This is a genomic window from Microbacterium sp. 69-10 (assembly GCF_001897945.1).
In the GTDB taxonomy this organism is placed as follows: Bacteria; Actinomycetota; Actinomycetes; order Actinomycetales; family Microbacteriaceae; genus Microbacterium.
The window spans coordinates 96,393-120,011 of the sequence record NZ_MKRT01000024.1; the positions used below are offsets into that span (position 1 = coordinate 96,393).

Annotated in this window: 31 protein-coding genes and 1 pseudogene; 17 read left to right on the top strand and 15 right to left on the bottom strand. The window is 68.1% G+C overall.

Features of this window, described 5'->3' with window-relative positions:
* The 3 genes from BGN97_RS11445 to BGN97_RS11455 form a co-directional block, all read right to left on the bottom strand.
* Positions 1–380 (bottom strand): hypothetical protein (locus BGN97_RS11445; protein ID WP_292701459.1); only part of this gene is annotated, 380 nt, incomplete at its 3' end.
* Entirely contained in the window at positions 377–2,056 is a 1,680-nt protein-coding gene (locus tag BGN97_RS11450; protein ID WP_292701462.1) for a class I SAM-dependent DNA methyltransferase, read from the bottom strand. The genes BGN97_RS11450 and BGN97_RS11445, both read right to left, overlap by 4 nt.
* Positions 2,056–4,047, bottom strand: a complete 1,992-nt coding sequence (locus tag BGN97_RS11455; protein WP_292701465.1) for a hypothetical protein — start codon at positions 4,045–4,047, stop codon at positions 2,056–2,058. Before BGN97_RS11455 ends, BGN97_RS11450 begins: the two co-directional genes overlap by 1 nt.
* 211 nt (positions 4,048–4,258) lie before the next feature.
* On the opposite strand from BGN97_RS11455, the gene BGN97_RS11460 reads away from it, so the two are divergent.
* The 4 genes and pseudogenes from BGN97_RS11460 (at position 4,259) to BGN97_RS11470 (ending at position 6,816) form a co-directional block, all read left to right on the top strand.
* Complete coding sequence (locus tag BGN97_RS11460) at positions 4,259–4,810, top strand: hypothetical protein (protein WP_292701467.1); 552 nt, start codon at positions 4,259–4,261, stop codon at positions 4,808–4,810.
* A gap of 40 nt (positions 4,811–4,850) precedes the next feature.
* Positions 4,851–5,918, top strand: coding sequence for a TM2 domain-containing protein (locus BGN97_RS11465; protein ID WP_292701469.1), 1,068 nt, complete (start codon positions 4,851–4,853; stop codon positions 5,916–5,918).
* Positions 5,919–5,982: 64 nt separating this feature from the next.
* A pseudogene (locus BGN97_RS18500) lies at positions 5,983–6,108 on the top strand (helix-turn-helix domain-containing protein); the annotation flags it as partial.
* Positions 6,109–6,516: 408 nt separating this feature from the next.
* Positions 6,517–6,816 (top strand): hypothetical protein, encoded by a 300-nt coding sequence (locus tag BGN97_RS11470; RefSeq protein WP_292701472.1) that lies wholly within the window; start codon positions 6,517–6,519, stop codon positions 6,814–6,816.
* A 150-nt stretch (positions 6,817–6,966) separates the two neighbouring features.
* Here the strand turns inward: BGN97_RS11470 and fbaA are convergent, their stop codons facing one another.
* Positions 6,967–7,995 (bottom strand): class II fructose-bisphosphate aldolase, encoded by a 1,029-nt coding sequence (fbaA, locus tag BGN97_RS11475; protein ID WP_292701475.1) that lies wholly within the window; start codon positions 7,993–7,995, stop codon positions 6,967–6,969.
* Between the two features lie 183 nt (positions 7,996–8,178).
* Between fbaA and glpX the strand changes: the two genes are divergently transcribed.
* Both glpX and BGN97_RS11485 read left to right on the top strand, forming a co-directional pair.
* Positions 8,179–9,165, top strand: a complete 987-nt coding sequence (gene glpX / locus BGN97_RS11480) for a class II fructose-bisphosphatase (RefSeq protein WP_292701477.1) — start codon at positions 8,179–8,181, stop codon at positions 9,163–9,165.
* Between the two features lie 127 nt (positions 9,166–9,292).
* On the top strand, positions 9,293–9,571 hold the full coding sequence (locus BGN97_RS11485) for a hypothetical protein (protein ID WP_292701479.1): 279 nt from the start codon (positions 9,293–9,295) through the stop codon (positions 9,569–9,571).
* 77 nt (positions 9,572–9,648) lie between these two features.
* On the opposite strand, the gene BGN97_RS11490 is transcribed toward BGN97_RS11485, so the two are convergent.
* Positions 9,649–10,242 carry a 3'-5' exonuclease gene (locus BGN97_RS11490; RefSeq protein ID WP_292701481.1) on the bottom strand — a complete coding sequence of 198 codons (594 nt, stop codon included), beginning with the start codon at positions 10,240–10,242 and terminating at the stop codon, positions 9,649–9,651.
* 60 nt (positions 10,243–10,302) lie between these two features.
* On the opposite strand from BGN97_RS11490, the gene BGN97_RS11495 reads away from it, so the two are divergent.
* Entirely contained in the window at positions 10,303–11,046 is a 744-nt protein-coding gene (locus BGN97_RS11495; protein ID WP_292701483.1) for a class I SAM-dependent methyltransferase, read from the top strand.
* Positions 11,039–11,749 (top strand): HAD-IA family hydrolase, encoded by a 711-nt coding sequence (locus BGN97_RS11500; protein ID WP_292701486.1) that lies wholly within the window; start codon positions 11,039–11,041, stop codon positions 11,747–11,749. Before BGN97_RS11495 ends, BGN97_RS11500 begins: the two co-directional genes overlap by 8 nt.
* A gap of 19 nt (positions 11,750–11,768) precedes the next feature.
* Here BGN97_RS11500 and BGN97_RS11505 read toward each other — a convergent pair whose 3' ends face one another.
* Genes BGN97_RS11505 through BGN97_RS11520 form a run of 4 tightly spaced genes read right to left on the bottom strand, consistent with a single transcriptional unit; the run spans position 11,769 to position 14,927 of the window.
* Entirely contained in the window at positions 11,769–12,293 is a 525-nt protein-coding gene (locus BGN97_RS11505; protein WP_292701489.1) for a hypothetical protein, read from the bottom strand.
* A 23-nt stretch (positions 12,294–12,316) separates the two neighbouring features.
* Positions 12,317–14,095 carry an alpha/beta hydrolase gene (locus BGN97_RS11510; RefSeq protein ID WP_292701491.1) on the bottom strand — a complete coding sequence of 593 codons (1,779 nt, stop codon included), beginning with the start codon at positions 14,093–14,095 and terminating at the stop codon, positions 12,317–12,319.
* The gene (locus BGN97_RS11515; protein WP_292701493.1) at positions 14,092–14,394 is read right to left on the bottom strand and encodes a hypothetical protein; all 303 of its coding nucleotides are present in this window, start codon (positions 14,392–14,394) and stop codon (positions 14,092–14,094) included. The genes BGN97_RS11510 and BGN97_RS11515 overlap by 4 nt, the downstream gene beginning before the upstream one ends.
* Positions 14,391–14,927: a hypothetical protein gene (locus BGN97_RS11520; RefSeq protein ID WP_292701496.1), complete on the bottom strand. Its 537-nt coding sequence runs from the start codon at positions 14,925–14,927 to the stop codon at positions 14,391–14,393. The genes BGN97_RS11515 and BGN97_RS11520 overlap by 4 nt, the downstream gene beginning before the upstream one ends.
* A 115-nt stretch (positions 14,928–15,042) precedes the next feature.
* Between BGN97_RS11520 and BGN97_RS11525 the strand changes: the two genes are divergently transcribed.
* From BGN97_RS11525 to BGN97_RS11545, 5 genes are read left to right on the top strand one after another with little or no spacing between them, the layout of a single operon-like run.
* The gene (locus BGN97_RS11525) at positions 15,043–15,702 is read left to right on the top strand and encodes a Type 1 glutamine amidotransferase-like domain-containing protein (RefSeq protein ID WP_292701498.1); all 660 of its coding nucleotides are present in this window, start codon (positions 15,043–15,045) and stop codon (positions 15,700–15,702) included.
* A 25-nt stretch (positions 15,703–15,727) separates the two neighbouring features.
* Positions 15,728–16,801 carry a redox-regulated ATPase YchF gene (gene ychF / locus BGN97_RS11530; protein ID WP_285634029.1) on the top strand — a complete coding sequence of 358 codons (1,074 nt, stop codon included), beginning with the start codon at positions 15,728–15,730 and terminating at the stop codon, positions 16,799–16,801.
* Between the two features lie 33 nt (positions 16,802–16,834).
* Complete coding sequence (locus BGN97_RS11535; RefSeq protein ID WP_292701501.1) at positions 16,835–17,116, top strand: type II toxin-antitoxin system RelE/ParE family toxin; 282 nt, start codon at positions 16,835–16,837, stop codon at positions 17,114–17,116.
* Positions 17,103–17,405 carry a HigA family addiction module antitoxin gene (locus BGN97_RS11540; RefSeq protein WP_292701503.1) on the top strand — a complete coding sequence of 101 codons (303 nt, stop codon included), beginning with the start codon at positions 17,103–17,105 and terminating at the stop codon, positions 17,403–17,405. The genes BGN97_RS11535 and BGN97_RS11540 overlap by 14 nt, the downstream gene beginning before the upstream one ends.
* A gap of 3 nt (positions 17,406–17,408) precedes the next feature.
* On the top strand, positions 17,409–17,780 hold the full coding sequence (locus BGN97_RS11545; protein ID WP_292701505.1) for a hypothetical protein: 372 nt from the start codon (positions 17,409–17,411) through the stop codon (positions 17,778–17,780).
* Between the two features lie 55 nt (positions 17,781–17,835).
* Here BGN97_RS11545 and BGN97_RS11550 read toward each other — a convergent pair whose 3' ends face one another.
* Together BGN97_RS11550 and BGN97_RS11555 are read right to left on the bottom strand one after the other, a co-directional pair.
* Positions 17,836–18,540: an SDR family NAD(P)-dependent oxidoreductase gene (locus BGN97_RS11550; protein ID WP_292701507.1), complete on the bottom strand. Its 705-nt coding sequence runs from the start codon at positions 18,538–18,540 to the stop codon at positions 17,836–17,838.
* 4 nt (positions 18,541–18,544) lie between these two features.
* Complete coding sequence (locus tag BGN97_RS11555) at positions 18,545–19,420, bottom strand: NAD(P)H-binding protein (RefSeq protein ID WP_292701511.1); 876 nt, start codon at positions 19,418–19,420, stop codon at positions 18,545–18,547.
* Between the two features lie 61 nt (positions 19,421–19,481).
* On the opposite strand from BGN97_RS11555, the gene BGN97_RS11560 reads away from it, so the two are divergent.
* Positions 19,482–20,102, top strand: coding sequence for a TetR/AcrR family transcriptional regulator (locus BGN97_RS11560; protein WP_292701514.1), 621 nt, complete (start codon positions 19,482–19,484; stop codon positions 20,100–20,102).
* Between the two features lie 252 nt (positions 20,103–20,354).
* Here the strand turns inward: BGN97_RS11560 and BGN97_RS11565 are convergent, their stop codons facing one another.
* Positions 20,355–20,999 carry an MBL fold metallo-hydrolase gene (locus tag BGN97_RS11565; RefSeq protein ID WP_292701516.1) on the bottom strand — a complete coding sequence of 215 codons (645 nt, stop codon included), beginning with the start codon at positions 20,997–20,999 and terminating at the stop codon, positions 20,355–20,357.
* 65 nt (positions 21,000–21,064) lie between these two features.
* Here BGN97_RS11565 and BGN97_RS11570 point away from each other — a divergent pair, with 65 nt between their 5' ends.
* Entirely contained in the window at positions 21,065–21,550 is a 486-nt protein-coding gene (locus tag BGN97_RS11570) for a MarR family transcriptional regulator (RefSeq protein ID WP_292701519.1), read from the top strand.
* A gap of 98 nt (positions 21,551–21,648) precedes the next feature.
* Here BGN97_RS11570 and BGN97_RS11575 read toward each other — a convergent pair whose 3' ends face one another.
* Positions 21,649–22,068, bottom strand: coding sequence for a VOC family protein (locus BGN97_RS11575; protein ID WP_292701522.1), 420 nt, complete (start codon positions 22,066–22,068; stop codon positions 21,649–21,651).
* Positions 22,069–22,141: 73 nt separating this feature from the next.
* Between BGN97_RS11575 and BGN97_RS11580 the strand changes: the two genes are divergently transcribed.
* On the top strand, positions 22,142–22,753 hold the full coding sequence (locus tag BGN97_RS11580) for a TetR/AcrR family transcriptional regulator (RefSeq protein ID WP_292701525.1): 612 nt from the start codon (positions 22,142–22,144) through the stop codon (positions 22,751–22,753).
* On the opposite strand, the gene BGN97_RS18505 is transcribed toward BGN97_RS11580, so the two are convergent.
* Positions 22,660–23,034, bottom strand: a complete 375-nt coding sequence (locus BGN97_RS18505; RefSeq protein WP_363331428.1) for a carboxymuconolactone decarboxylase family protein — start codon at positions 23,032–23,034, stop codon at positions 22,660–22,662. The genes BGN97_RS11580 and BGN97_RS18505 overlap by 94 nt on opposite strands.
* Here BGN97_RS18505 and BGN97_RS11590 point away from each other — a divergent pair.
* Positions 23,023–23,145, top strand: a complete 123-nt coding sequence (locus BGN97_RS11590; RefSeq protein WP_292701528.1) for a zinc finger domain-containing protein — start codon at positions 23,023–23,025, stop codon at positions 23,143–23,145. The genes BGN97_RS18505 and BGN97_RS11590 overlap by 12 nt on opposite strands.
* A 28-nt stretch (positions 23,146–23,173) precedes the next feature.
* Here the strand turns inward: BGN97_RS11590 and arfB are convergent, their stop codons facing one another.
* The gene (gene arfB, locus BGN97_RS11595) at positions 23,174–23,614 is read right to left on the bottom strand and encodes an alternative ribosome rescue aminoacyl-tRNA hydrolase ArfB (RefSeq protein ID WP_292701530.1); all 441 of its coding nucleotides are present in this window, start codon (positions 23,612–23,614) and stop codon (positions 23,174–23,176) included.
* Between the last annotated feature and the right edge of the window lie 5 nt (positions 23,615–23,619).

Below are 23,619 nucleotides of genomic sequence, written 5' to 3' on the forward strand. Positions count from 1 at the left end.
GAGCCTTCCGCCTTGACGAGAAGTTCGGCTTGCATCTTGGGGGAGCGCAGCAAGTAGTAGAGAAAGCGACTTGATGTCACGGCGAGATCGGGCCTGAGAATAACGGTGCGCTGGCCGGGGGCGACATGAGCGGAGTCTGGGAGTCTGACCACTGGCCCGACAGGTGCCTCTCGCGCGAGCAGCAGGTCTCCAGGCTGGGGACGCAGGCGCCGCGTCCATGTGTTGAAAGTCTCACGCGAGATTCGTCGTGCTTCGCTGAAGTCGATGCGATGGTCGCGCATTGCAGGGGTTCCAACGGCGAAGTACTCACCTGACTCATCGATCGGCGCGGTCTTGTGCTCGCAGTCGACGACATGAGTGCATGCTTCGTCGAGCCTCACGACACCCTCCCCAGCTGCTCGCGCACGACCGCGGCCAGGCGCTCGGACTCCTCGAACTGGGCGAAGAGCTCGCCCTTCAGCCGCTCGAGCTTCTGCTCGATGGGCTCGCCGTCGTCCTCCTCGGGAGGGGCGCCGACGTAGCGGCCGGGGGTGAGTGCGTAGTCGGCGGCCTTGATCTCGGCGAGAGTGGCGGAGTAGCAGAAGCCGGGGATGTCGGTGTACTCGGAGGGAGCCGTTTCGGCTCGCTCCGCTCGCTCAACGCGTTTCGTCTCGTCGCTGCGCTCCTGGCTCAACGACCGGGGGGTCTCAATCCCGCGCCAGGCGTGGTAAGTGTGGGCGATGCGGGCGATGTCCTCATCCGACAGGGCTCGCTCGGCGCGGTCGACCATGTGGCCGAGGTTCCGGGCGTCGATGAACAGCACCTGGCCGGTGCGGTCGATCGGACCCGTCTTGTCCTTCGCGAAGAACCACACGCACACCGGGATGCCCGTCGAGCGGAACAGCTGCGTGGGCAGGGCAACCATGCACGAGACCAGGTCTGCCTCGACGATCTGCGCGCGGATCTGACCCTCGCCGCCCGAGTTCGACGACATCGAGCCGTTGGCCATGACCACACCCGCCGTGCCGCCGGGCGCGAGCTTGGAGAGGATGTGCTGGATCCACGCGTAGTTCGCGTTGCCCGCCGGCGGCACGCCGTAGCGCCACCGCGGGTCGGACTCGTTGCGTGCCCAGTCCTTGATGTTGAACGGCGGGTTCGCCATCACGAAGTCGAACTGCACGTCGGGGTGCAAGTCGCGCGCGAAGGTGTCGCCCCAGCGCGGCCCCAGATTACCGCTCAGCCCGTGGATGGCCAGGTTCATCTTCGCCATGCGCCAGGTGCGCTCATTCAGCTCCTGCCCGTACACCGAGATGTCCGAGCCTTCGCCGTGATGGGCATCGATGAACTTCTCGGCCTGCACGAACATGCCGCCCGAACCGCACGCCGGGTCATAGACGCGTCCGTGCGTCGGCTGCAGCAATTCGACCAGCACGCGCACCACGCCGGCCGGCGTGTAGAACTCCCCACCCCGCTTGCCCTCGGCCGCCGCGAACTTCTCCAGGAAGTACTCGTACACCTCCCCGAGCAGGTCACGCGCCCGACGCCCGTCGGCGCCGCCCTGGCCCTGCCCGGCGAACCGCGCGGAGTTGAACAGGTCCACCAGCTCGCCGAGCCTGCGCTGATCGACGTTGTCGCGATTGAAGATGCGGGGCAGCGTGCCGCTGAGCTGCGGGTTCGCCTGCATCACGGCATCCATCGCCTCATCGATCAGCAGACCGACAGACTTCTCCGCCTCGCCCAGTGCCGGACCCAGCCCCTTCGCGTTCTCGGCGAGGAACGACCACCGCGCGTTCGCCGGCACCCAGAACACGCCCCGACCGGTGTACTCGTCGGTGTCGTCGATGAGCTCGGCGATCTGCTCGGTGTCGTAGCCGTCCGCGCTGAGCTCGTCGCGGATCTGCTCGCGGCGCTCGCCGAAGGCATCCGACACGTACTTCAGGAACACCAGGCCGAGGATCACGTCCTTGTACTGCGATGCGTCCATCGATCCGCGCAGCTTGTCGGCGGCTTTCCAGAGCGTGTCCTTCAGCTCCTTCATCGTCGACGGCGCGGTGCCGGCCTTCGTACGTGCAGCCATCAGCGGCTCCCTTCGGGGTGGGTGGGGTCAGGGTCAGCGGTCAGGGCGCCCGCGACGACGGCGTCGGTGACCAGCCGTTCGAGTTCGGCCAGATCGGATGCTCTGCGTTCAGCATCCCGTCGGGCACCGACAATCTCTGTGAGCGCCGTGCGGAGCACAGTGCGCTGGCCGGTCGGAATGCGGCGCAGGAGCCAGCGCCTGAGTGGCAGGGCATCCGTGAGCGCATTGACGTCGGCGGCCACGACCTCGGGCGCGAGCGTCTCGTCGTTGAGACGCAGCACACGTGCCGGATACTCGACGACGCTCGACCCGTCGGCATCGACGACTGCCGCCGGATGCGCCCCGGACAGCACGATGACGTCGCCGGCGAGCGTCAGCTGCGCCCGGGGGTATGCCGTGGCGAGTCTCATGCGGTCGATGCGACGATCCGACGCCTCGTGCGCCAGCACCTCGCCCCGCCCGATCACCGGGTAGCCGTCGTCCGCTGCGGTGTCGGCTGGCTCGAGGCGGATGCCGGGGATCAGTCGCGCCTCGCGGGCCTGAAGGGCATCGCCCAGCATCACGTGGGGTGCCGGGGCGGGAGTCGCTGCTCGAAGAGCGGGAAGTGACGGCGGATCGGGCAGATCGCCGAGCTTGCGGTCGACGAGCGCCGCGAGCTCGGAAAGTCCACGGCCGGTCGTGTGCGGGGGCAGGCCGGGCTCGACGAGCGATCCCTCAGCGGCGATCAGAGCCGAGGTGCGGACGAACCGCACGAATCGGAACGCATGCGCGAGCGCATCCCGGGCGGACCCGAGAGACACGGTCAGATCGCTGACGAGGTCTCGCACCCGCGTGTCGGTGAGCGCGATTCCACGAAGGTCGCCGACGACCGTGAACCTCTCGCCCAGCGGTGCGCCGCCCTGCGGGCCGCCGACCACCCACACGGCGAGGGACTGCCGTACTGCCGACGGGACGAGTCCTGCGGGCAGGCGGACGATGCCGCGCACGCGTCCGGAGCGCAGCAGGACGTCGCGTGAGACGGCGGCTGCACCCGTGAGCGGCTCCGTCAGCATCGTGTCGGGGCCGACGACGACGAGCCGCTGATGATCGCTGAGCTCGACCACCAGATCCTCGAGCTGAGCGAGATCCGCTGCGGTATCGGGGCCGTGCATACGAGCGAGCCAGACTGCGGGCACCTCGGGTGCAGGTGGTCTGGTGGAGAGCATCGCAGAGTGATCTTGGATGATCAGGCGTCGGCGGAGCTCGCGGCTCTCAGCAGGCACATGCAGGGCCGCCTCGTCACCGCACCGCGCTGCGGTCGCATCGAGAAGAGCGCGGGCGTCGAGAGCGCCCGGCGCAGCGGCCAGCACGACCTGCTCGTCGTCGGCGACGGCCTGGGCCAGCAGAGCAACCAGCTGAGTGCCTTGAGCGTTGATCATGCCCGAGGCGCCTGTTCTCGCCGACGCGGTGCCCTGGGCGCGCAGCGCGTCGGCGGCGCCGGCGGGGGAGTAGGCGGCATCGATCAGCGTCTCGACATAGGCGGGCAATCCGGAGTCGGCCGGGAGCGCCGCGACCTCGTGACGGAGTGAGGTGTCGTCGGGATCGGCCTGCGCCGCACGATGCGGCAGATCGCCCTGTGTCAGTGGCACACCGTCGAGCACGCGCAGGGCGAGCAGGGCCTCGATGGTCGCGCGATACACGCCATCCGGCATCGCGGACTCGGCCGCGAACGCGAACGCCGCGGCGTCGGCGACAGCATCCGGATTGTTGCCGTGCGCGGTGTCGGCGAGCCAGGCGGCGATCTCCGAAGCATCGAAGAGTTCCTGATCCGAACGCGCGCTCACGGGCAAGGGGAAAGCCCCGTCGCCGGCGGCGAACCGCTTGCGCCACATCGACACGACAGGACGACGGACGCGAGCGAGCGCTGCGATCTGCGGCAGCGAGATGAGCGGACGCGCCGGAGCGACGATGCCGCTGCTGTGCGGACCGTCATCGCTTCTGTTCGTGCTCATGGGTCTGACGATATTGGGCATCGCTCGATGGATGGCAAGCACACGCTGATAAGGGCGCTTATCGGTGTCCAGCGCTTCTCGTTCGTCCATCTCGATCTAGCTTGTGATCCGCGGGTCATGACGCCGCAACGGCGGGCGGGTGGCTGGGGACTTCGTGAGGGACCCGCCCGCCGTCACCTCAGACAACCGTCACAGAGAACAGGAGAACCAGATGTCCGAGAACGACACCTCCACGCCCGATCTGCCGGCGGCGGTCACCCGACCGAAGCGATCGACGGCGCGCAACGCCATCCTGGTCGGGGCCGCGGCTGCAGCTGCGATGGCGGCGGTCGTGACGATCGCGGTCATCGTCAGCCGCCCGAGCGCCATCGAAGTTGCAGGCGAGACCTGTGCGGGGTCGAAGCCGCTCGATGCGTTCCTCGCAGAGGCCCGGGCCACAGCATCCGCCACGCCCGCTCCTGACCCGCGTGAGACCGAAGCCGACGATGCGCTGGCCGAGCTCTTCGCCGGCGTCGTGTCCGTCGAAGACGACGGCAAGACCCTGATCGTCAACACGAAGCCGAAGGACGACGACCCGCTCGGAGTCACGAGCCTCGCGCTGGAGTGCGTGTACGAGCAACTCGACGTTCCCACGAGGATCACCGAGCGCATCGGCGCCACCCGCAGCCTCGACGGGCGACAGGAAGGCGACTGGAAGGGCTTCACCGCGTCGTGGAGCTACCACCCCGACAGCGGCGCCAACCTCATCATCGTCGAGAACTGACCCCCACTGGCATCCCACCCATCACAGTAAGGAAACCACCATGTCCATCCCCACTCCGCCTCCTGCCCCCTCCGGCCAGCCCGGGCCGACGACTCCGCCGGCTTATGAGTACCCGACATCGCCGAGCACCTCGTCCGACGCGGGCAAGCCGTTTCTCGTCACCTGGCTGCTGTCTCTGCTCGTCGGCGTGTTCGGCGTCGACCGCTTCTATCTCGGCAAGATCGGCACCGGCCTGCTCAAGCTGTTCACGCTCGGTGGCCTCGGTGTCTGGTGGCTCGTCGATCTGATCGTCATCCTCGCCGGCGGGATGCGCGACAAAGCAGGACGCCCGCTCGACGGATACGACAAGACCAAGCTGGTCGCGTGGATCGTCACGGCGGCGGTGATTCTCGTCGGCGGCATCAGCGGGGCCGTGAACGCAAGCACGAACGCCGCGCGGGACCTGCCCGCGACCTCGTCGACACAGCCACAGGAGTCGAAGGCCGATCAGCCCGCGGCCGCGACTGAGCCGAAGAAGATCGAGAAGCCTGCTGAGCCGACCCCCGGCGCCGCAGCAGCCTCCTGGGCGAACGGCAAGTTCGGCACCTTCGCTCCCGTTCAGCTGTCGGGCACGGGAGACACGGTGATCGATCTGCCCGCAGGTGCAACAGGCGGGATCGTCGTCGCCACGCACACCGGCAATCGCAACTTCGCGGTCACCGTGCTCGACGCGAACAACGGGTCGACGGGAGAGCTGCTGGTGAACACGATCGGTGCTTACAGTGGCGCGACCGCGTGGGGGATCAGCGCGCTCGGCAACGGCGTCAAGCTGCAGGTCATGGCAGACGGTGCCTGGACGTTCGACATCCGTCCGATGGGAGATGCGCCGCTCGTCGCAGCGGCCGGCACCGGCGATGCGGTGTTCCTCTACGAAGGCGGGGCGGCCTCGCTCGCAGCGACGCACGCGGGCTCGCGCAACTTCGTCGTGCAGGAGGAGACCGGCAAGGCCTTCAGCATGGGGCTGCTCATCAACGAGATCGGGGCGTACAACGGGACCGTGCCGCTGGCAGCAGGCCCGTCGGTGATTACCATCACCGCTGACGGTGCGTGGACGCTCGCCGTGAAGTAGAGGCCGGCAAAGATTCGGCGCCGTTGGGTTGCACCCAGCGGCGCCACGCTCTCACAATGATCGGATGAGGACTCGACTGACTGACGACCAGGTGCGACAGATCCGGGATGAGTTCAAAGGGGGCAGGTCGCAACGCGAACTCGCTGAGACGTTCGGCGTCAGACAGAACACGGTGTCGAGCATCGTGACGGGTCGAACTCGCCAGGCCGCGGGCGGGCCGATCTCACGTGGAACTGCTGCGAAACTGAGTCAGGCTGATGTGATCGCGATGCGCGCCGAAGCTGCGTCAGGAGTACCACTTCGGGATCTGGGTGAGAAGTTCGGTGTCTCAGTTCAGATGGTCTCGAATGTAACCACGGGCCGGGCGTTCCCCGACCTACCAGGGCCCACGGCGGTAAGGGCGCCCGCCCGAGCACGGCGGCTAAGCGCGGAACAGGTCAGCGAGATAGTGAAACGTTCGGCGGCCGGCGAGCCGCGTGCGGCGCTAGCGTCCGCCTTCGGTGTGTCCATTTGGACCATCGATTCAGTACGACGACGTGCCACGCAAGGAACAGGCGGCGGAGCGGGCGCTTCGTTCTCCCGCCACGACGTGCGGGCGATGCGTCAGAAGTATCAACAGGGTGCTACTCAGCGCGAACTCGCAGCGGACTTCGACACGAGCCAGCAGATGGTCAGCAACATCGTGCGAGGTGTCATGTACGCGTCGTATGGTGGACCACTCTCCGGGAACGGCCGCCGACGGTTCAAAGCCGATCAAGTCCAGCGGATCCGTGAGGCAGCGCGCGTCGGGCTTGACTCCCGCTCGCTCGCCGAACAGTACGACACGACGGACGTGATCATTCGGCAGGTGATTGATGGATCGACCTACCCGTTGAAGGCGGCGACTGATCTCCAATGACTGCGAACGAAGGCGCCGTCGGACACTATTCGACGGCGCCGCCGCTCCCATCTGATCGGCTGACCGGCGCGGAACGACGGATGCCCCGGGATCGAGGACGATCCCGGGGCATCCGCGCTGACGGGTTCGGCGACCCGCTGGCTTTCGTCGTCAGCTCTTGGACTGGCCGTACGAGCCGAGCTGGTGGGTGGACTCGATCACGCGGGCCGCCATGGCGGTCTCGGCGATCTTGCCCCAGGCGCGCGGGTCGTACTGCTTCTTGTTGCCGACCTCGCCGTCCACCTTGAGCACGCCGTCGTAGTTCTTGAACATGTAGTCGGCGATCGCACGCGTGTACGCGTACTGGGTGTCGGTGTCGACGTTCATCTTGATGACGCCGTTGGCGACGGCCGTGGCGATCTCCTCGTCCGACGAGCCGGAGCCGCCGTGGAAGACCAGATCGAGCGGGTTCCTGCCGGTGCCGTACTTCGCGGCGACCTGAGCCTGGATGTCGCCCAGCAGCTCGGGGCGCAGCTTGACGCCGCCCGGCTTGTAGACGCCGTGCACGTTGCCGAAGGTGAGGGCGGCGATGTAGCGGCCCTGCTCGCCCAGGCCCAGCGCCTGCACGGCCTGGTCGACGTCGCCGAAGGTGGTGTAGAGCGCCTCGTTGGAGCCCTCGTGCGCGACGCCGTCCTCCTCGCCGCCGACGACGCCGATCTCCACCTCGAGGATGGCGTTGATCGCCTTCATGCGGGGCAGCAGCTCCTTGGCGATCTCGATGTTCTCAGCGAGCGGCACGGCCGAGCCGTCCCACATGTGCGACTGGAAGATCGGGTTGCGTCCGGCCTTGACCTCCTCCTCGGAGGCGGCGATGAGCGGCTCGACGAAGCCGGCCAGCGCGTCCTTCGGGCAGTGGTCGGTGTGCAGCGCCACGGTGATGGGGTAGTTCTTGGCGACCTCGGTCGCGAAGCGCGCGAAGGCGAGGGCACCCGTGGCACGGCCCTTGACGGTGTGCCCGGCGAAGTAGTCCGCGCCGCCGGTGGTGACCTGGATGATGCCGTCGGAGCCGGCCTCGGTCAGACCCTGCAGCACAGAGTTGATCGTCTGCGAGCTGGAGACGTTGAAAGCGGGGTACGCGAAGCCACCGGCCTTCGCGCGGTCGAGCATCTCTGCGTACTGTTCCGGAGTGGCGACGGGCATGGATTCTCCTGCTTCTGATGTGCGGGGGTCATGCTCACTCTATCCGCGCGGATGCCGGTTCTTCTCGGCTGTTTCGGGGCGTCGGGGCGCGGATCTTGAAGACCTGTTAAGAACGTCGAATCCTTCGTCGGGAAAACGGGAAAACTCGCCTGTTCCGCACGGCCGGATCACTAGGCTGACCGCATGGTGAGCCTTACAGCCGATCTCAGCCCGCTTCGTCCCGACCGCAACCTCGCGATGGAGCTGGTCCGCGCGACCGAAGCGGCCGCGATCCGGGCGGTGCCCTTCATCGGCCGCGGCGCCAAGGAGGCGGCCGACGGCGCCGCCGTCGACGCCATGCGCGCGTTCCTCGGCACGGTCGACTTCCGGGGCCGTGTCGTGATCGGCGAGGGCGAGAAGGACAACGCCCCGATGCTGTTCAACGGCGAGGAGGTCGGCACCGGCGTCGGGCCCGAGTGCGACATCGCGGTCGACCCGATCGACGGCACCTCCCTGACTGCGGCGGGCCGCCAGAACGCGCTGTCCGTGCTCGCGGTCTCCGACCGGGGCTCGATGCTCGACGCGTCCAGCGTCTTCTACATGGACAAGCTCGTCACCGGCCCCGCGGGCGTCGGCGTCGTCGACATCCGACTGCCCATCGGCGAGAACATCCGCCGCCTCGCCAAGGCGCTCGACAAGCCGGTCGAGGAGATGGTCGTCTCGGTGCTGCACCGGCCGCGTCACGAGCAGCTGATCCAGGAGATCCGGGATGCCGGCGCCGGCACCCGGCTGATGAGCGACGGCGACGTCGCAGGAGGCATCAACGCCGCTCGTCACAACGCCCGCACCGACATGTGCGTCGGCATCGGCGGCAGCCCGGAGGGCATCGTCACCGCGTGTGCGATCAAGGCGCTCGGCGGGCACATCCAGGGCATCCTCTGGCCGCGCGACGACGAGGAGCGCCAGCGGGGCATCGACGCCGGGCTGAAGATGGACACGGTCTACGAGGCCGACGACCTCGTCAAGGGCAACAACACGATCTTCGTCGCCACCGGCGTGACCGACGGCCAGCTGGTCCGCGGCGTGCGTCGCGAGGGACGCTATCTCTACACGGAGAGCATCGTGCTGCGTTCCGCCTCGGGCACGCTGCGCCGCATCACGTCCGACCACCTCGTGTCGAAGTGGCTGTGAGCACGACGAGGTAACGTTCTGACCGCGGTGGCCCGCCCATCCCGCGATTCCCAGCCGCGGCTGGCACAATGAGTGTGGATCCGGCGCCCTCAGCGCGCTGGAGTTGGTCAGAACAGGAGAGCTCGGGATGTCAGCGAGCGAGCAGTCCGAGAAGCAGAGCAGCGCTCAGCACATCACCACGAAGACCGGTCGTATCCTGCGCGTCACCGATGAGCAGCTCGCTGCAGCCGCCGCGGCGAAGGCCGCGGCCAGTGCCATTCCGGATCCGGCCCGCCGCAAGGACGTGCTGTTCCGCGTGCGTCGCGAAGAGGGCCACGAGCTCAGCTCGTGGTGGATGATCGGCGCCTTCCTGCTGACCGCGAGCATCGTCGTCGCCCTGCTGTCCGGAGTGCCCGGCGGCGCCTGATCCCGTGGGGCGCTGAGCCCGCCGCCTGCATGAGCGAGCGTCAGCGAGACGACGTGGAGCGCCGTGCGCCAGGTCGGTCAGGCGACCGCTCGCTGCGGGGCGGATGCCAGCGGCGCGGAGAGCGGGATGCTGAGCGCGGCGCCCAGTGCGTGCACGTCCGGTGCCCCGGCCAGACGCGCGGCGTCGATCACGATCTGCGCGCAGGCCCGCGCATCCGCCAGCGCGTCATGGTGCGGGAAATCGCCGAAGCCCGCCGCGGCAGCCGCCTTGGGGAGCCGGTAGGAGTCGAGGTCGTAGGTCTTGCGGGCCACCGCGAGCGAGCACAGCGACCGGTACGGCGGGGCGTCGATGCCCGTCGCCTCGCAGGCGCGGCGCAGCACGTTCATGTCGAAGCCGGCGTTGTGGGCGACGAGCACGTCGGCACCGGCGAATGCGCAGAGCCTGCCGATCTGCTGAACCCAGGTGGCGGCATCGACGACGTCGTGGGCGTAGAGCCCGTGGATCCTGGTGTTCCACTCGTTGAACTCGTCGTGGCCTGCAGGCGGGCGGATCAGCCAACCGGTCTGCGCGACGACCTCGCCGTCGCGCACGCGGACGAGTCCGACGGAGCAGGCGGAGGCGGGGCTGGAGTTCGCCGTCTCGAAGTCGATCGCGGTGAAGTCCAATGGCACGGTCCCACTCTCGCGCCGACGTCGGCGCCGACGTCGCAGGCTCGCCGTAGGCTGAGCGATATGAGTGACGTGCGAGCGACTTCCTTCGGATCCGAGGCCGACACCTACGAGGCTTCGCGGCCGGACTACCCCTTCGAGGCGGTCGCCTGGATGCTGGAGAAGCTGCCGCACGGAGCGCGGAGGATCGCGGACGTGGGAGCCGGCACGGGCAAGCTCACCCGGGTGATCGCGGATGCTCCGGATGCGCAGGTCGTGGCGGTGGATCCGGATGCGGCGATGCTGGCCAAGCTGCGCGACACCGTCCCCGGCGTCCCGACGTACGTGGGCACGGCCGAGTCGCTGCCCCTGCCGGATGCGAGCCTGGACGCCGTGGTGCTCGGGCAGGCGTGGCACTGGGTGGACCCGGAGACGGCATCCGCCGAGATCGGCCGCGTGGTGCGACCCGGCGGGACCCTCGGGCTGATCTGGAACGCGCGCGACAACCGCGTCGACTGGGTGCGCCGCTTCACCGCCATCATGCACGCGAGTGCCGCGGAGGAGATGCTGGATGCCGGCGGCCCGACGGTCGCCGCACCGTTCGGCGAGCTGGAGACGGGGCGCTGGGAGTGGGTGCGGCCCATGACACGCGCGCAGCTGCACCGCATGGCTGATTCGCGCAGCTATCTGATCACGGCCTCCGAGCAGGAGCGCGCGAGCATCCATGAGGGCATGGACGCCCTGTTCGACGAGCTGGGCGTCGCTGGCGAGGACACGATCGACCTGCCGTATGTGACGACGGCGTTCCGGGCGCGACGCCGTGACTGAACCCATCCGCGCCGTCTTCTTCGACCTGGACGACACTCTGGTCGGAGATGGCGCCGTCGACGCCGCGCTGCTCGCCATCGACGAACTCGCCGCGCGGCATCCTGATCTCGACACGGACGCGATGCGCACGGCGAATGCCACGGTGTGGAGCGGATGCTGGGCATCACAGGGTGAGCAGTGGATGCGCGGCGAGCTGGAGGACGATGCGCTGACGCGAGAGGTGTGGCGGCGCACGCTGTCCGGCGCCGGTGCGGGCGCGGAACTTGTGGATGAGGCGGTGCACCTGCATCTGGCAGCGGAGCGACGCACGTTCACCCTGTTCGACGACAGCCGCGACGTGCTCGTGGAGCTGCGTCGACGGGGCATCCCGATCGGGCTGATCACCAACGGGCCCTCGACGTTCCAGCGCGAGAAGCTGCGCACCGTCGGGATCGACGGGCTGTTCGACGTGGTCGTCGCCTCGGGGGACATCGGAGTGCTGAAGCCGGATGCCGAGATCTTCCGCCATGCGCTCCATCGGGCCGGAGCGGCCTCGACCGCTTCGCTTCACGTCGGCGACAGCTTCCCGGCCGACGTCATGGGCGCTGTCGGCGCGGGGCTCTCCGCGTTCTGGCTGAACCGCGAGCGGATCGCGGCGCCGCAGGACGGCCCGCGGCATGTCGAGGGCGACTCACTGCGATCGGTGCTGGAGCTGGTCGGCTGACCCGCCTGCGTCGGGAGGCTCAGGAGCGGGGGAGGATGTCTTTCTCGAGGTCCCGGACCTGCCCGATGTAGCCGCCATCCGGCACCCGCACGCAGCCGTCCTTGATCGTGATGCCGAGCTGCATCTCGTCGGCGCCGTACCATTTCCCTCCGACGGAGCCGCCGCCGGTCTTGACATCCAGCGTGACATCGTCCCGAGTGAAGCGTCCCATGGGCTTGGCCGGATCGATCTTCACGTCGCGATAGGCGTCCGTGGGCTTCCAACCCGACGCGTCGAGCTGCTGCACGAGAGCGTCGAAGGCGGATGCGAGGTCGGAACCCGCTTTCGCCGCGATCCCGGCTCGGTAGGACACGCCGGGAGCCGGCTCGCTCTGGCATCCGTCGACATGGCCCTTCGCGGTGGCCTCGTCGACTCCGGCCGCGTGCAGCGAGTCGAGGACATCCTGAGCAGCGGAGTCGATCGTCGCCGCCCTCGCCTCGAGTTCGGCCCTCGGATCGGCGGGCGTGACGGAGCATCCGCCGAGGAGCAGAGCGAGAATTCCCACAGCACCCATGATTGCCGATCTCCTCATGGCGCCAGGCCCGTCTGCGATTGCCCGGGAACCTGGGAGGTGGGGTCGCGGTCCCACTCGGGGTCGATGGGATCGCCCCACCACGGGTCGTACGACTGCGATGCGCTGTTCGTGTCGTCGCCGTGACCGTCGACGATGCGGCCCAGGTTGTACAGGGATTCGCTGTCCCGGTCGTAGTACCGCGAATGGTCGTCGAAGTTCGGCCCCCATCCGCGCTGGGGTGATTCCGCTTGAAAGCGATGCGCCCCGAAATCCTCGGACGACGGATCCATGCCCAGACCGGTGTCGAAGAACTGGTCCTTGCGCACCCAGCCCTCATCCCCGAGGAACGCGACGAAGTCACGGCTGTTGCGGCCGTCGTACACATGGTCGGCGCCGACGCTGAAGTCGGATGCGTGATCTGCCGGTCCGGTCCCCGGGCTGCCGATCAGCGCGATGTCGTCGACCGCGAGACCGTGGTCCGTCGCCGCGTAGGACGTCGTCGTCGAACCGTAGCTGTGGCCGATCGCCGTCATGTGCGCCGGATCGTGAGCGCGCGACGCGCGAAGCCCGTCGACTGCGGCGGCGAGACGAGCGCCGCCGTCCGCCGCACGATCCTCCGAGGGGACCTCGCCCCACTCGAGAAGGTCACCGGCAGGTGTGTCGTAGCCGAGCCAGAACATCGTCGCCACGCTCGATCCGTCGCCGTTGAAGCGCGCGCTCTCGTACAACCGGGTCGCCTCGTCCACGCCGCCTGGGGCGTCATCCATCTCGGTGCGGATGCCCGGCACCTGCACGGAGACGTCGTCGGCCGTGTCCAGGTCGCCGACGGCGATCGCCACCCGGCCGTCACCGCCGAACGCGTCCGGGTCATACAGCCACAGCTGTCCACCCGGTCTGTCGTCGGTGCCGGGGACGACGTATCCGTCCGCGTGCTCCAGCGCCGTCCGCGTCGCGCGGGCGTTGGCGAGCCGTTGCTTCTCCTCGGGAAGAAGAGTGCCGTCGCGCTCCTTCATCTCCAGCTCTGCGAGATCGGCGTCGAGGCGCAGCCTGTTGGCGGCGTCGCGCGCCGAAGCCGGGAGGCCGTCGGCGCTGCCGAGCTGATCCGGGTAGGCCGCGATCAGGGCGTCCCGCTCCGCCTCCGTCAGGCTGTTCCACCACGCGTTCATCGCCTTGGGTCCGTCTGCGGCGGACGGCTTCCGCCCGATGGCGCCGAGCGCCAGTGCGCTGATGCCGCCGGTCGGCGAGCTCGCCTCGGCGGCGGTGTCGGCACCGGTGAAGAGCTGCACCAGGAACTGCTCGTTCTCCGTGACGCGCCGTTGCAGGTCGGTGATGTCGGTCGTGATCCCCGCACGACGGTTGGTCAGCGCGCGTGCGCGCTCCTGCAGGGCGGCGATCTCGGCCTCCGCGACTTCGCCGGCAAGGTTCACATCCGTGATGAGGTCGGCGCGCTCGCGATGGTACGAAGTGATGTCGCTGCTGATCGTGGTGTGATCGCTCTGCAGGGTCCGCAGCTGGTCGGCGAACACGTCGACACCGCGGGCGACCCGCTTGAGCGTCTCTCCCATCGGCTGGTGCCGCTGCGCGAAGTTCTTGGCGTGGTCGCCATACGCCTCTGCGGCCTTGCCTGCCCAGTACCACTTGGACTCGGCGAGGAGCAGCGCCTCCTCGGAGAACTCCGTGAGGCGGACGGCGCCGCTCAGCAGCGAGGTCGCGAGAGACTCGGAGCCGGCCGGATCGCCCTCAGGGCGGTCGACAGGGTCGATCACAGCGGGGATGTTGATCGTCGTCGTCATCCCGCACCGCCTCCGAGCGCAGCCATCCGGCGAGCGACCTCGGCGTCGAGATTCTCGTACGAGACCCCGGTCTCGCGCAGTTCATCGGCGTACACCTCGGAGGAAGTCTTGGCCTGGAGCGCGATCTTCTCCCACGAAGCGAGGAAGGTGCGTGCGGGCCCCACGGCGACCGAGGGCAACCCGCCGATCGGCGCGGAGGAGAGGGACTTCATGAGCGCGCTCATCTGCGCGGCCTGCGAGCTCCAGCGCCGGTCCAGCTCACCGGGCATCACAGGGTTGTAGGTGACTCCGTCGGTCATGCTGCGGCCCCGATCAGCTCGCGGGCCCGATCGACGCCGACCGGCAGGCCGGTCGAGGTCAGACGGATGAACAGGCGGCCGTGCTCGGCGTCGAATCCGGCCAGCAGCTCTTCCGCGCCCAGTTCGCCCGCGCGGTCAGCCATGATGCGCGGTGTCCCGGTCGGCGGGATGAACAGATGCCAGCCGTCCGCGGTCAGCGCACCACGTGCCTCGCGCAGGTGCTCGATACCCGCAGGCGTGCCGACGCCCGCCAGAGTCAGCGTGATGGCGTGCCGCACGGAGTCGCGCGTGGGGCCGGGGATCCACCGGGCTTCGCGTCGGGGCATGCCATGCCCGACGAGCATGCGCCACAGATCATCGGCGTCCGTCAATTGGAGCTGCGCGAACGGCCCTGGTGCACGTTCAGGCAGACCCGACATGGCGGGTGCGGGCCTCTCCGGCGGCAGCAGCACGATGTCCAGGTCAGGATGCCGGCGGTGCACGACCGACCAGAACGGGTCGTTCATCTCGTCTGTGCTGACGTCGTCCGGCACGCTGGGCTCCTTTGATCGGATGGCACCACGCTAGCGGCCCGCCGGCGTCCGGCGGCAGGGGGACTAGTCCCCATCTGATCGGCCCGGCGTCCCGCCGCGGTCGTAGGCTGGCGCGATGAGACTGCTGCTCACCTCCGGTGGAGTGACGAACCCCAGCATCCGCACGGCATTGGTGGAGATGCTCGGCAAGCCGATCGAGGATTCGACGGCGCTGTTCATCCCGACCGCCCAGTACGGGCATCCGTCGTGCACGCCAGAGGTGACCCTCCGCTCGGCGAGCAGCGACTGGTCGATGACCGCGCTCGGCTGGAAGTCCGCCGGTCTGCTCGAACTCACCGCCCTGCCGTCGATGGAGGGGGAGCGGTGGGTCCCGTGGGTGGAGCAGGCGGACGCCCTGCTCGTGGACGGCGGAGACGCGACCTATCTGGCGCACTGGATCCGGCGGTCGGGGCTGCTCAAGCTCTTCCCCCGTCTGGAGCGGACCGTCTGGGTCGGCGTGAGCGCCGGGAGCATGGTGATGACGCCGCGCATCGGCGCGGAGTTCGAGCGCTGGACGTCGCCGGAGCCGGGGGAGGGGACGCTCGGCATCGTGGACTTCTCGCTGTTCCCGCATCTGGACTACCCGGACTTCCCGGAGAACACGCTCGCGCACGCCGAGCGGTGGGCCGAGCACATCGACGGGCCGGCATATGCGATCGACGACCAGACCGCGATCCGCGTCGTCGGGGACGACGTCGACGTGATCTCGGAGGGGCACTGGAAGCGGTTGGAGTAGCTGCCCGCCGGTAGACTGGATGCCCGTGGCCCTTACCATCGGAATCGTGGGACTGCCGAACGTCGGCAAGTCGACCCTCTTCAACGCGCTGACCAAGAACGACGTGCTCGCGGCGAACTACCCGTTCGCGACCATCGAGCCGAACGTGGGCGTCGTCAGCCTCCCCGACAAGCGCCTCGACGTGCTCGCCGGGATCTTCGGCAGCGAGCGCATCCTGCCCGCCGCGGTGTCGTTCGTCGACATCGCCGGCATCGTGCGCGGCGCGAGCGAGGGAGAGGGCCTGGGCAACCAGTTCCTCGCCAACATCCGTGAGGCGGATGCCATCGCGCAGGTCGTGCGCGGCTTCGCCGACGACGACGTGGTGCATGTCGACGGCGCCGTGAACCCGGCATCCGACATGGAGACCATCAACGCCGAGCTGATGCTCGCCGACCTGCAGACCCTCGAGAAGGCCATCGTGCGCCTCGAGAAGGAGGTCAAGGGCAAGAAGACCGAGCCGGTCGTCCTGGAGATGGCCAAAGCCGCTCAGGACGCCCTGGAGCGCGGCATCCTGCTGTCGGTGAGCGGTCTCGACCTCGCGCCGATCAAGGAGCTGGGTCTGCTGACCGCGAAGCCCGTGATCTTCGTCTTCAACGTCGACGAGTCGGTGCTGACGGATGCCGCGCGCAAGGCCGAGCTGGAGGCGCTGGTCGCCCCCGCGAAGGCGATCTTCCTGGACGCGAAGATCGAGTCCGAGCTCATCGACCTGGACCCGGAGGACGCCGCCGAGCTCCTCGCCTCCACGGGTCAGGAGGAGTCCGGCCTGGACCAGCTGGCACGCATCGGGTTCGACACCCTTGGTCTGCAGACCTACCTGACGGCGGGGCCGAAGGAGGCCCGCGCCTGGACGATCCACAAGGGTGACAAGGCCCCGCAGGCCGCCGGCGTGATCCACACCGACTTCGAGAAGGGCTTCATCAAGGCCGAGGTCATCTCGTTCGAGGACCTGGTCGAGACCGGCTCGGTCGCCGAGGCGCGCGCGAAGGGCAAGGCCCGCCTGGAGGGCAAGGACTACGTCATGCAGGACGGCGACGTGGTGGAGTTCCGCTTTAACGTCTAGCGTTAATGACGCGCCGCGTTATATGATGTCCGTGTGATCAAGTCGTTCGGCAACAGGGACACCGAACGTCTGTGGCGTCGTGAACGCGTCCCATCGATCGATCCCCGGATCCACTCGGTGGCGTTGCGCAAGCTTCGTCAGGTGGGGTCCGCGCAGTTTCTTGAGGATTTGCGCATCCCGCCGGGCAATCGACTCGAAGCGCTTAAGGGCGATCGGTTCGGTCAGCACAGCATCAGGATCAATGACCAGTGGCGGATCTGCTTCGTGTGGACCGACTCTGGACCAGAGGAGGTGGAGATCGTTGACTATCACTGACAAGATTCCTCCGATTCACCCCGGCGAGGTGCTCATGGAGGATTTCATCAAGGGGTTCGAGATCACGCAGAACCGTCTCGCAGTGGCCATCGGGGTGCCCCCACGGCGTATCAACGAGATCGTGCACGGCAAGCGAGGCATCACTGCGGACACTGCGTTGCGTCTGGCCAAGTACTTCGGCACGTCGGCAGAGTTCTGGATCAATCTGCAGAGCCATTACGAGCTCGACCGCGCGGAGGCCCTTGCGGGTGCGCAGATCGCGTCGATCACGCCACTGAAGGTCACCTGACGCGTGCTGCAGCAGACGGCGTTCAGCGTCGCGGACGTGACAGCGCTCATCGATCAGACGCGGCAGAATCTCGGACGTCCGGTTGTCGTCGGAGTGTCCGGCTACGCAGGTTCAGGCAAGAGCACGTTGGTTCGCTCCGTGGTCGATGCCGACTCGTCGATGGTGAGGATGCGCGGTGACGACTTCCTCGATCCATCTCGATCGCATCGTCGTTCCGGCGATTGGGATGGGGTCGAGCGTGATCGTCTCGCCTTCGAGGTCTTGGCTCCGTTCCGTGAGCGGCGTGAGGGCCTGTTCCGTCGGTATGACTGGTCGCGACGGACTCTCGGGGTCCCCGAGCCGTTGCCGACCGGCCATGTCCTCCTTGTCGTGTGATCACGCCGACGGCGCGACCGCGGCGGTGAATGATTTCGCGAGTCGGCGCTCCAGCTCACCATGGGACAGTCCTGCCGGCGTGATCGAGGAACGCCAGGCCGCGAGCGCCCGCCTGCCCTTCGATGACGTCGGCGAGACCCGTGGTGCTCTGCTCGACGGTGAGGGCGGCGTCGGAACCGCCGAGTTCGGTGCGCACCCATCCGGGTGCGAGGAGCAGGAGCGTGTGCAGCGTATCGGGATGGCGCGCGGCGAAGCTGCGCATCAGCTGGTTCAGTGCCGACTTGCTCGCGCGGTACACCTCCCACCCGGTGACGCGGGTGTTGTTCGCGATGCTGCCCTGGCCCGACGAGGTGATCGCGAGGGTTCCGCTCGGCGTGGCGAGGTCCTGGAATCGTTCGATGAAGCGCATCGGACTCAGGGCGTTCGTGATCATCAGGCGCTGGAAGGTCTCGGTGCTCACCTCGGCGACCGTCTCCCAACGGTCATGGGTCACGCCGGCGTTGACGAGGATCAGGTCGAAGGCGGCCTCCGCGAGCCTGTCGTGCAGCTCGCTCACCTGATCGTCGAGATCAATGTCGACCCGCTCGGGATGCAGGCGTTCGTCGAAGCGCTGGGCGAGCGCGGCGAGGCCGCTGTCGTCGGTGCGGCGACTGGTCGCCGTGACGTGCCACCCGCGCTCGAGCAGCCTCTCGGTCAGCCCCAGGCCGATTCCTCGCGATGCCCCGATGATCAATGCGCGCCGATCTGTCATGTCGCTCATCGTCTCACCTGTCCATCGCGGGTTGCAGGACCTGCACTGCGAACTCGCGCAGCGTCGTCGGCGTCGCGTTGTGCGGGGTGCGGACCGCTGCGTTGTTGATCCCGCGCTCTGCAGCGAGATCCATGGCCATGGCCGATCGGGCCATCGCGGGCGAGAACCCATACCCGATCATGGCCTCGATGTCGGCCTCGCGATCGCCTGGGACGAACCTGATCGGGGTGCCCAGAACCTCGGACAGTGTCGCCGCGACGTCGTTGTATGACAGGTCCTCCGGCCCCATCACCTCGATGACTTCCTGCCCTGTCCAGGAGCGGTCGGCAAGCGTCTCGGCGGCGACAGCGCCGATGTCGCGCGTCGCCACCCACGGCATCCGCAGATCTGCGGGCACGGTGGCGGAGATGATCCCCCGGGCGATGTCCGCACGCTGCCGCAGCAGGTTGTCGAGGAACGTCGCGTTCGCCAGCACGCGCATGTCCGCGCCGGTGCTGCGGAACAGGTCGTCCATCGCGTGGGACGCCGACACGTGCCCGGCGTACATCTGCACGCCCTGGCCGAGAGCGGAGATGGTGACGACCCGGTGGACGGCGTGGCGGACCACGGCGTCCGCGGCGGGGATGGTCGCCGCGACGTACGCCTCGTAGGGGCTCGCCGCGGCGGGGTCCGACGGTGCGAGCCAGAGCAGCGCCTCCGCGCCGTCCAGCGCCCCGTCGATGACATCGCGGTCGACGTGCGAGCCGGCGACGACGTCGATGCGCTTGCGGAGGTCTTCGGGCAGGCGCTCGGGGTGGCGCGCGACGGCACGCACCTCCTCGCCTCGCTCGACCAGCGACCGCAGGGCGATGGATCCGATCTGGCCCGTGGAACCGGTGACGACGATCATGAGAATCTCCTATGCAAAAGTAAACTACACCGTACCGTACCACTAGATGCTAGGCTGAGGTATGGCCAGACGGGGAGAAGCGCTGAGGGATCACATCCTGGACTCGGCGAAGCTCGCGTTCCTCGAAGGCGGCTTCAGCGGAACGTCGATGGACGCGATCGCGGCGCGGGCGCAGACCTCGAAGAGATCGCTGTATGCCCACTTCGCATCGAAGGACGTTCTGCTGATCGCCGTCGTCGAGCGCATGCGCATGCTGTTCGAGGAGCGAATCGCCACACCCGGCGAATACGCGGGCGACCCTGTCGACGCGATCATCCGGTTCTGCGCGCGACTCCTGGGCCTGATCCGGTGGTCGAACGTCGCGCTGACTCTGCGGATCGGCATCGCCGAGGCCGACCGTCTGCCCGACGTGGCGCGGGGGATCCACGACGCGCTGTTCGCCTCGTCGGAGCGGCGGCTGGGCGACTACCTGCAGGAGCGGTGCGGACTCGCCGAGGCCGAGGCCGCCGCGGCGACGACGCGGATCATCGCGCTCGTCGCATACCCCGCGGTGCAGCGGATACTCTTTGCCGTCGACCCGCTGCGCGAGTCGCTCGAGGAGCCGACGGCGCGCGACCTCGACGAGATCCGGGGCCTCGCAGGGGAGGAGATCGCCGGGGCGGTTCGCCCCGCCCGAGGCTAGGATCGCCGCGCCCGTGCCGTCGCCTCGATCGAGGTGGCCAGGTGCGTGAGGTTGCGGGAACCGGCATCGGCGTCACGGAACTCGTGCCGCAGGCCATCGCCAATGCGGGGGGAGGGGCCGACCCCCGAGCAAGACCGTCGTGAAGGCGGCGCAGCACCTGCGCTGGCAGAGCGCGACGGCAGCTACGCCGAGCAGCTCGAGCGGCGCTCCGCCTCGCTCGCAGGCCTGCTCGGCCGCTGATCGCCCGGTGTGTCAGATCTCGATCGACTCGCCGGAAGCGAGTTGGGTGAGCGGGATCGGGCCGAGCATGTCGGGGGAGAGGAACGTCGCCATCGACCCCAGCCCGGTCTCGCTCAGCATGACCTCGTGGATCTGCACGAGTCGATCCGGGGCGACCGCACGTACGAAGTCGACGGCTTCTGCGAGCTTGGTCCATGGGCCGCTGACGGGGAGCAGGAGCGTCGACACCTCGGCGTTCGGCACATCGTAGGAATCGCCGGGGTGGTAGATGATTCCGCCGATCAGATAGCCGACGTTGTCGATCCGTGGGATGTCCGGATGGATGAGCGCATGCGATTCGCCGTGCACCTGCACCGTGAGTCCGGCCGCGACGAAGGTGTCGCCCGCGCGAACCTCATGCACACGGTCAGGATATGTGTCGGCCCAGCGCCCGATCGCGGCGGCGGGGCCCCAGACCGGAAGCTCCGGGCGTCGTGCCAGCGCTGCGTCGAGGGCGTCGGCATCGAGGTGATCGAAGTGCTCGTGGGTGATGAGAACAGCAGTCGCGTGCGTGAGCAGCTCGCTCGCGTCGGCAGTGAACGTTCCAGGATCGACGAGGAGCGATCCGAGTCCCGCATCGATCTCGACGCAGGCATGGGCATGCTTGATGAGCTTCATGGGGCTCCTTCGATGAGAAAATAAATACAGTACAGACTGTACAGATCATACTGTACTCTTGTGGAGTGACCTCGTTCGAGATGGATAGCCCCGCTCAGCTGGCGCACCGGTTGCGCACCTCCGTGGGCCGGCTCGTCCGCGCGACCCGATCGGTCGACCGCATGTCGCCGACCGTCGGGGCCGTGCTCGACCTGCTCGGGCGACACGGCGCGATGACGGTCGCGGATCTCGCGGCGTGCCGCGGCGTGCGTCACCAGTCGATGGCGGTGTCTGTTGAGGAACTGCTTGCGAACGGCTATGTCGAGCGCCGCCCACATCCGGTGGATGGTCGGAAGAAGCTGGTCGACGTGACGGCCTTGGGTCGGGAGGCGCTCGAAGCGGAATCCTCGCGACGAGAGGGTGCGCTCGCCGAAGCGATTGCGGGGACGCTCGAACGCCAGGAGTTCGCGGAGCTGGCGCGTGGCCTCGACCTCATCGACGTTCTCGTCGAGAGCCTCGGTGATACCCGGGGCGGGGATCTTGCTGGGCAGGTTCTCTCGGGTTCCTGGTGAACAGCCGGTCGTCAGGCGCGTTCGCACGGGGAACGGGCGAGTCATCTACGCGACTGCAGCACCTGAGAGCAGCTGCTGTCATCTCCTTTGACTGTTCGTCAGGACCCTGTGCTGGTGTTTCGTTCGGCGAAGCGAGCGCGCGCTTCTTCGGAGACGGGGGTGAAGAGGTTGACGAGGTTCCCGTCCGGGTCGCGCAGCAGCGCGGAGCGGTTTCCCCACGGCATGTCGGTAGGTACCTGCACCCAGGAGTCGACCTGGTCCCGAAGCCGCTGGTGCTCGGCATCGACGTCGGCGACACGCAGTTCGATGATCGCCGTGCGGTTCGCGCGGGGTTCGGCAACCCCTTCGCCGAAGAGCGGCACTGTGCTGGAGTGCCCGATCGCGAGGGTCGCCAGCGGGGTCACCAGCTCGGCGAAGACAGGTGCGGGACGTTGGGCGCCGATGCCCGTGACGAGCTCGTAAAAGCCGACCATGTCGTCGAGGTCGTCGGTGATGATGCGGACGGATGCGAGTTCCATGTGTGTTCCCTTCACTTTCGCAGCGTTTTTCGCTACGCTACAGTAGCGTAGCGCAATTCGGAGGGGACCATTCATGCTCACTCAGCATCAGACGGGAGCGGCAGCCGGGACGGGCTCCATCATCGACGCGCGGGCTCAGCGCTCTCGTGCCACGGTCCTCGCCGCGGCGACGGAACTGCTGGAATCGACTGGGGTCGGCGGGTTCAGCGTCGACGAGGTCGCGCGCAGATCTGGCGTGGCGAAGACGACGATCTACAGGCATTGGCCGACTCGAGAGGCTCTCGTCCTCGATGCGTGTGCGGGTCTCGATGATCGCTACGACCTCCCCGACACAGGGACTCTCCGCGGTGATGTGGGAGCCTTCGTCGCCGATCTGGTTCACATGGTGACCAGGGCGAGCTGGGCCTCTGTGCTGCCTTCGATTGTCGATGCGGCGGAACGCAACGCCGCGTTCGCTGATATGCACGCCCAGATCCAGAAGGGGCACGCGTCCTTGATCGCCCAGATCGCCGAACGCGCGATCGGTCGCGGCGAGCTTCCTGCCGGCACCGACACGGCGCTGCTTGCATCCACCGTTATGGGCCCGGTCTTCTACCGCCGGTGGTTCTCCCGTGAACCTCTCGATGCTGCGTTCATCGATGCGGTCACGGATCGGGCCATCCGCGGCGTACAAGGATGCGACTGATCGAGACCTTCCACGACGCTCTTCAGCACGGCGGTCGCGCCCATGCCGTTGGGCCAGCCGGTGTAGAAGGCCAGCTGCAGCAGGGCCTCCTGCAGCTCCTCGTCGGTGACGCCGTTCTCCCGTGCGAATACGAGGTGGAACGTCAACTGATCCATCTTCCCCGTCGCGGTCAGAGCCGCGACGGTGATCAGGCTGCGGTCGCGCTTGGACAGACCCTCGCGCGCCGTGGTCTCCGCCCCGATGAGCTCAAACCGGCGAAGGTCTCCGCCATGGCTGTGCATGGCCGAGGCGGACAGGCGTGCCCGGTGTGCGGATCGACGATCGTCGACCAGATGTTCGCCGGCGCATCCGCGCAGTCGTGCCCGCAGTGCCAGCCGGAGCGCGACGGCTGACGGCACACGGTCGATCACCTACGAGTGCTCAGTCCGCCCCGGGACGCCGCCGCGCGTCCTTCGTCTCCGAGCGTCGCTTCTTGTCGTCGAGACGCCGTCGCTGGGAGCTCCTCGTCGGGCGCGTCGCCCTTCGGACGAGGGCCGGCACGACAGCATCACGCAGCAGCGCGGCGAGCCGCTCCCTCGCGGCGATGCGATTCAGCCGCTGGGAGCGCTGCTCGCTGACGCTGATGATGAGCGTCGTTCCGGCCAGTCGCGGCGCGAGCCGCGCCAGCACGCGGCGACGCTGCGTCTCGTCGAGGGCGCTCGTCGTGCCGAGGTCGATCAAGAGCTGCACGCGGGAATCGGTGGTGTTCACGCCCTGCCCGCCCGGTCCCGACGCCCTGGAGAACTGCTCGATGAGATCCGCAGCGGGCACGACGATGCCGCGGGGCGCACCAGGGCCCGGCATGACGTGCAGGTCGTCCACGTGTC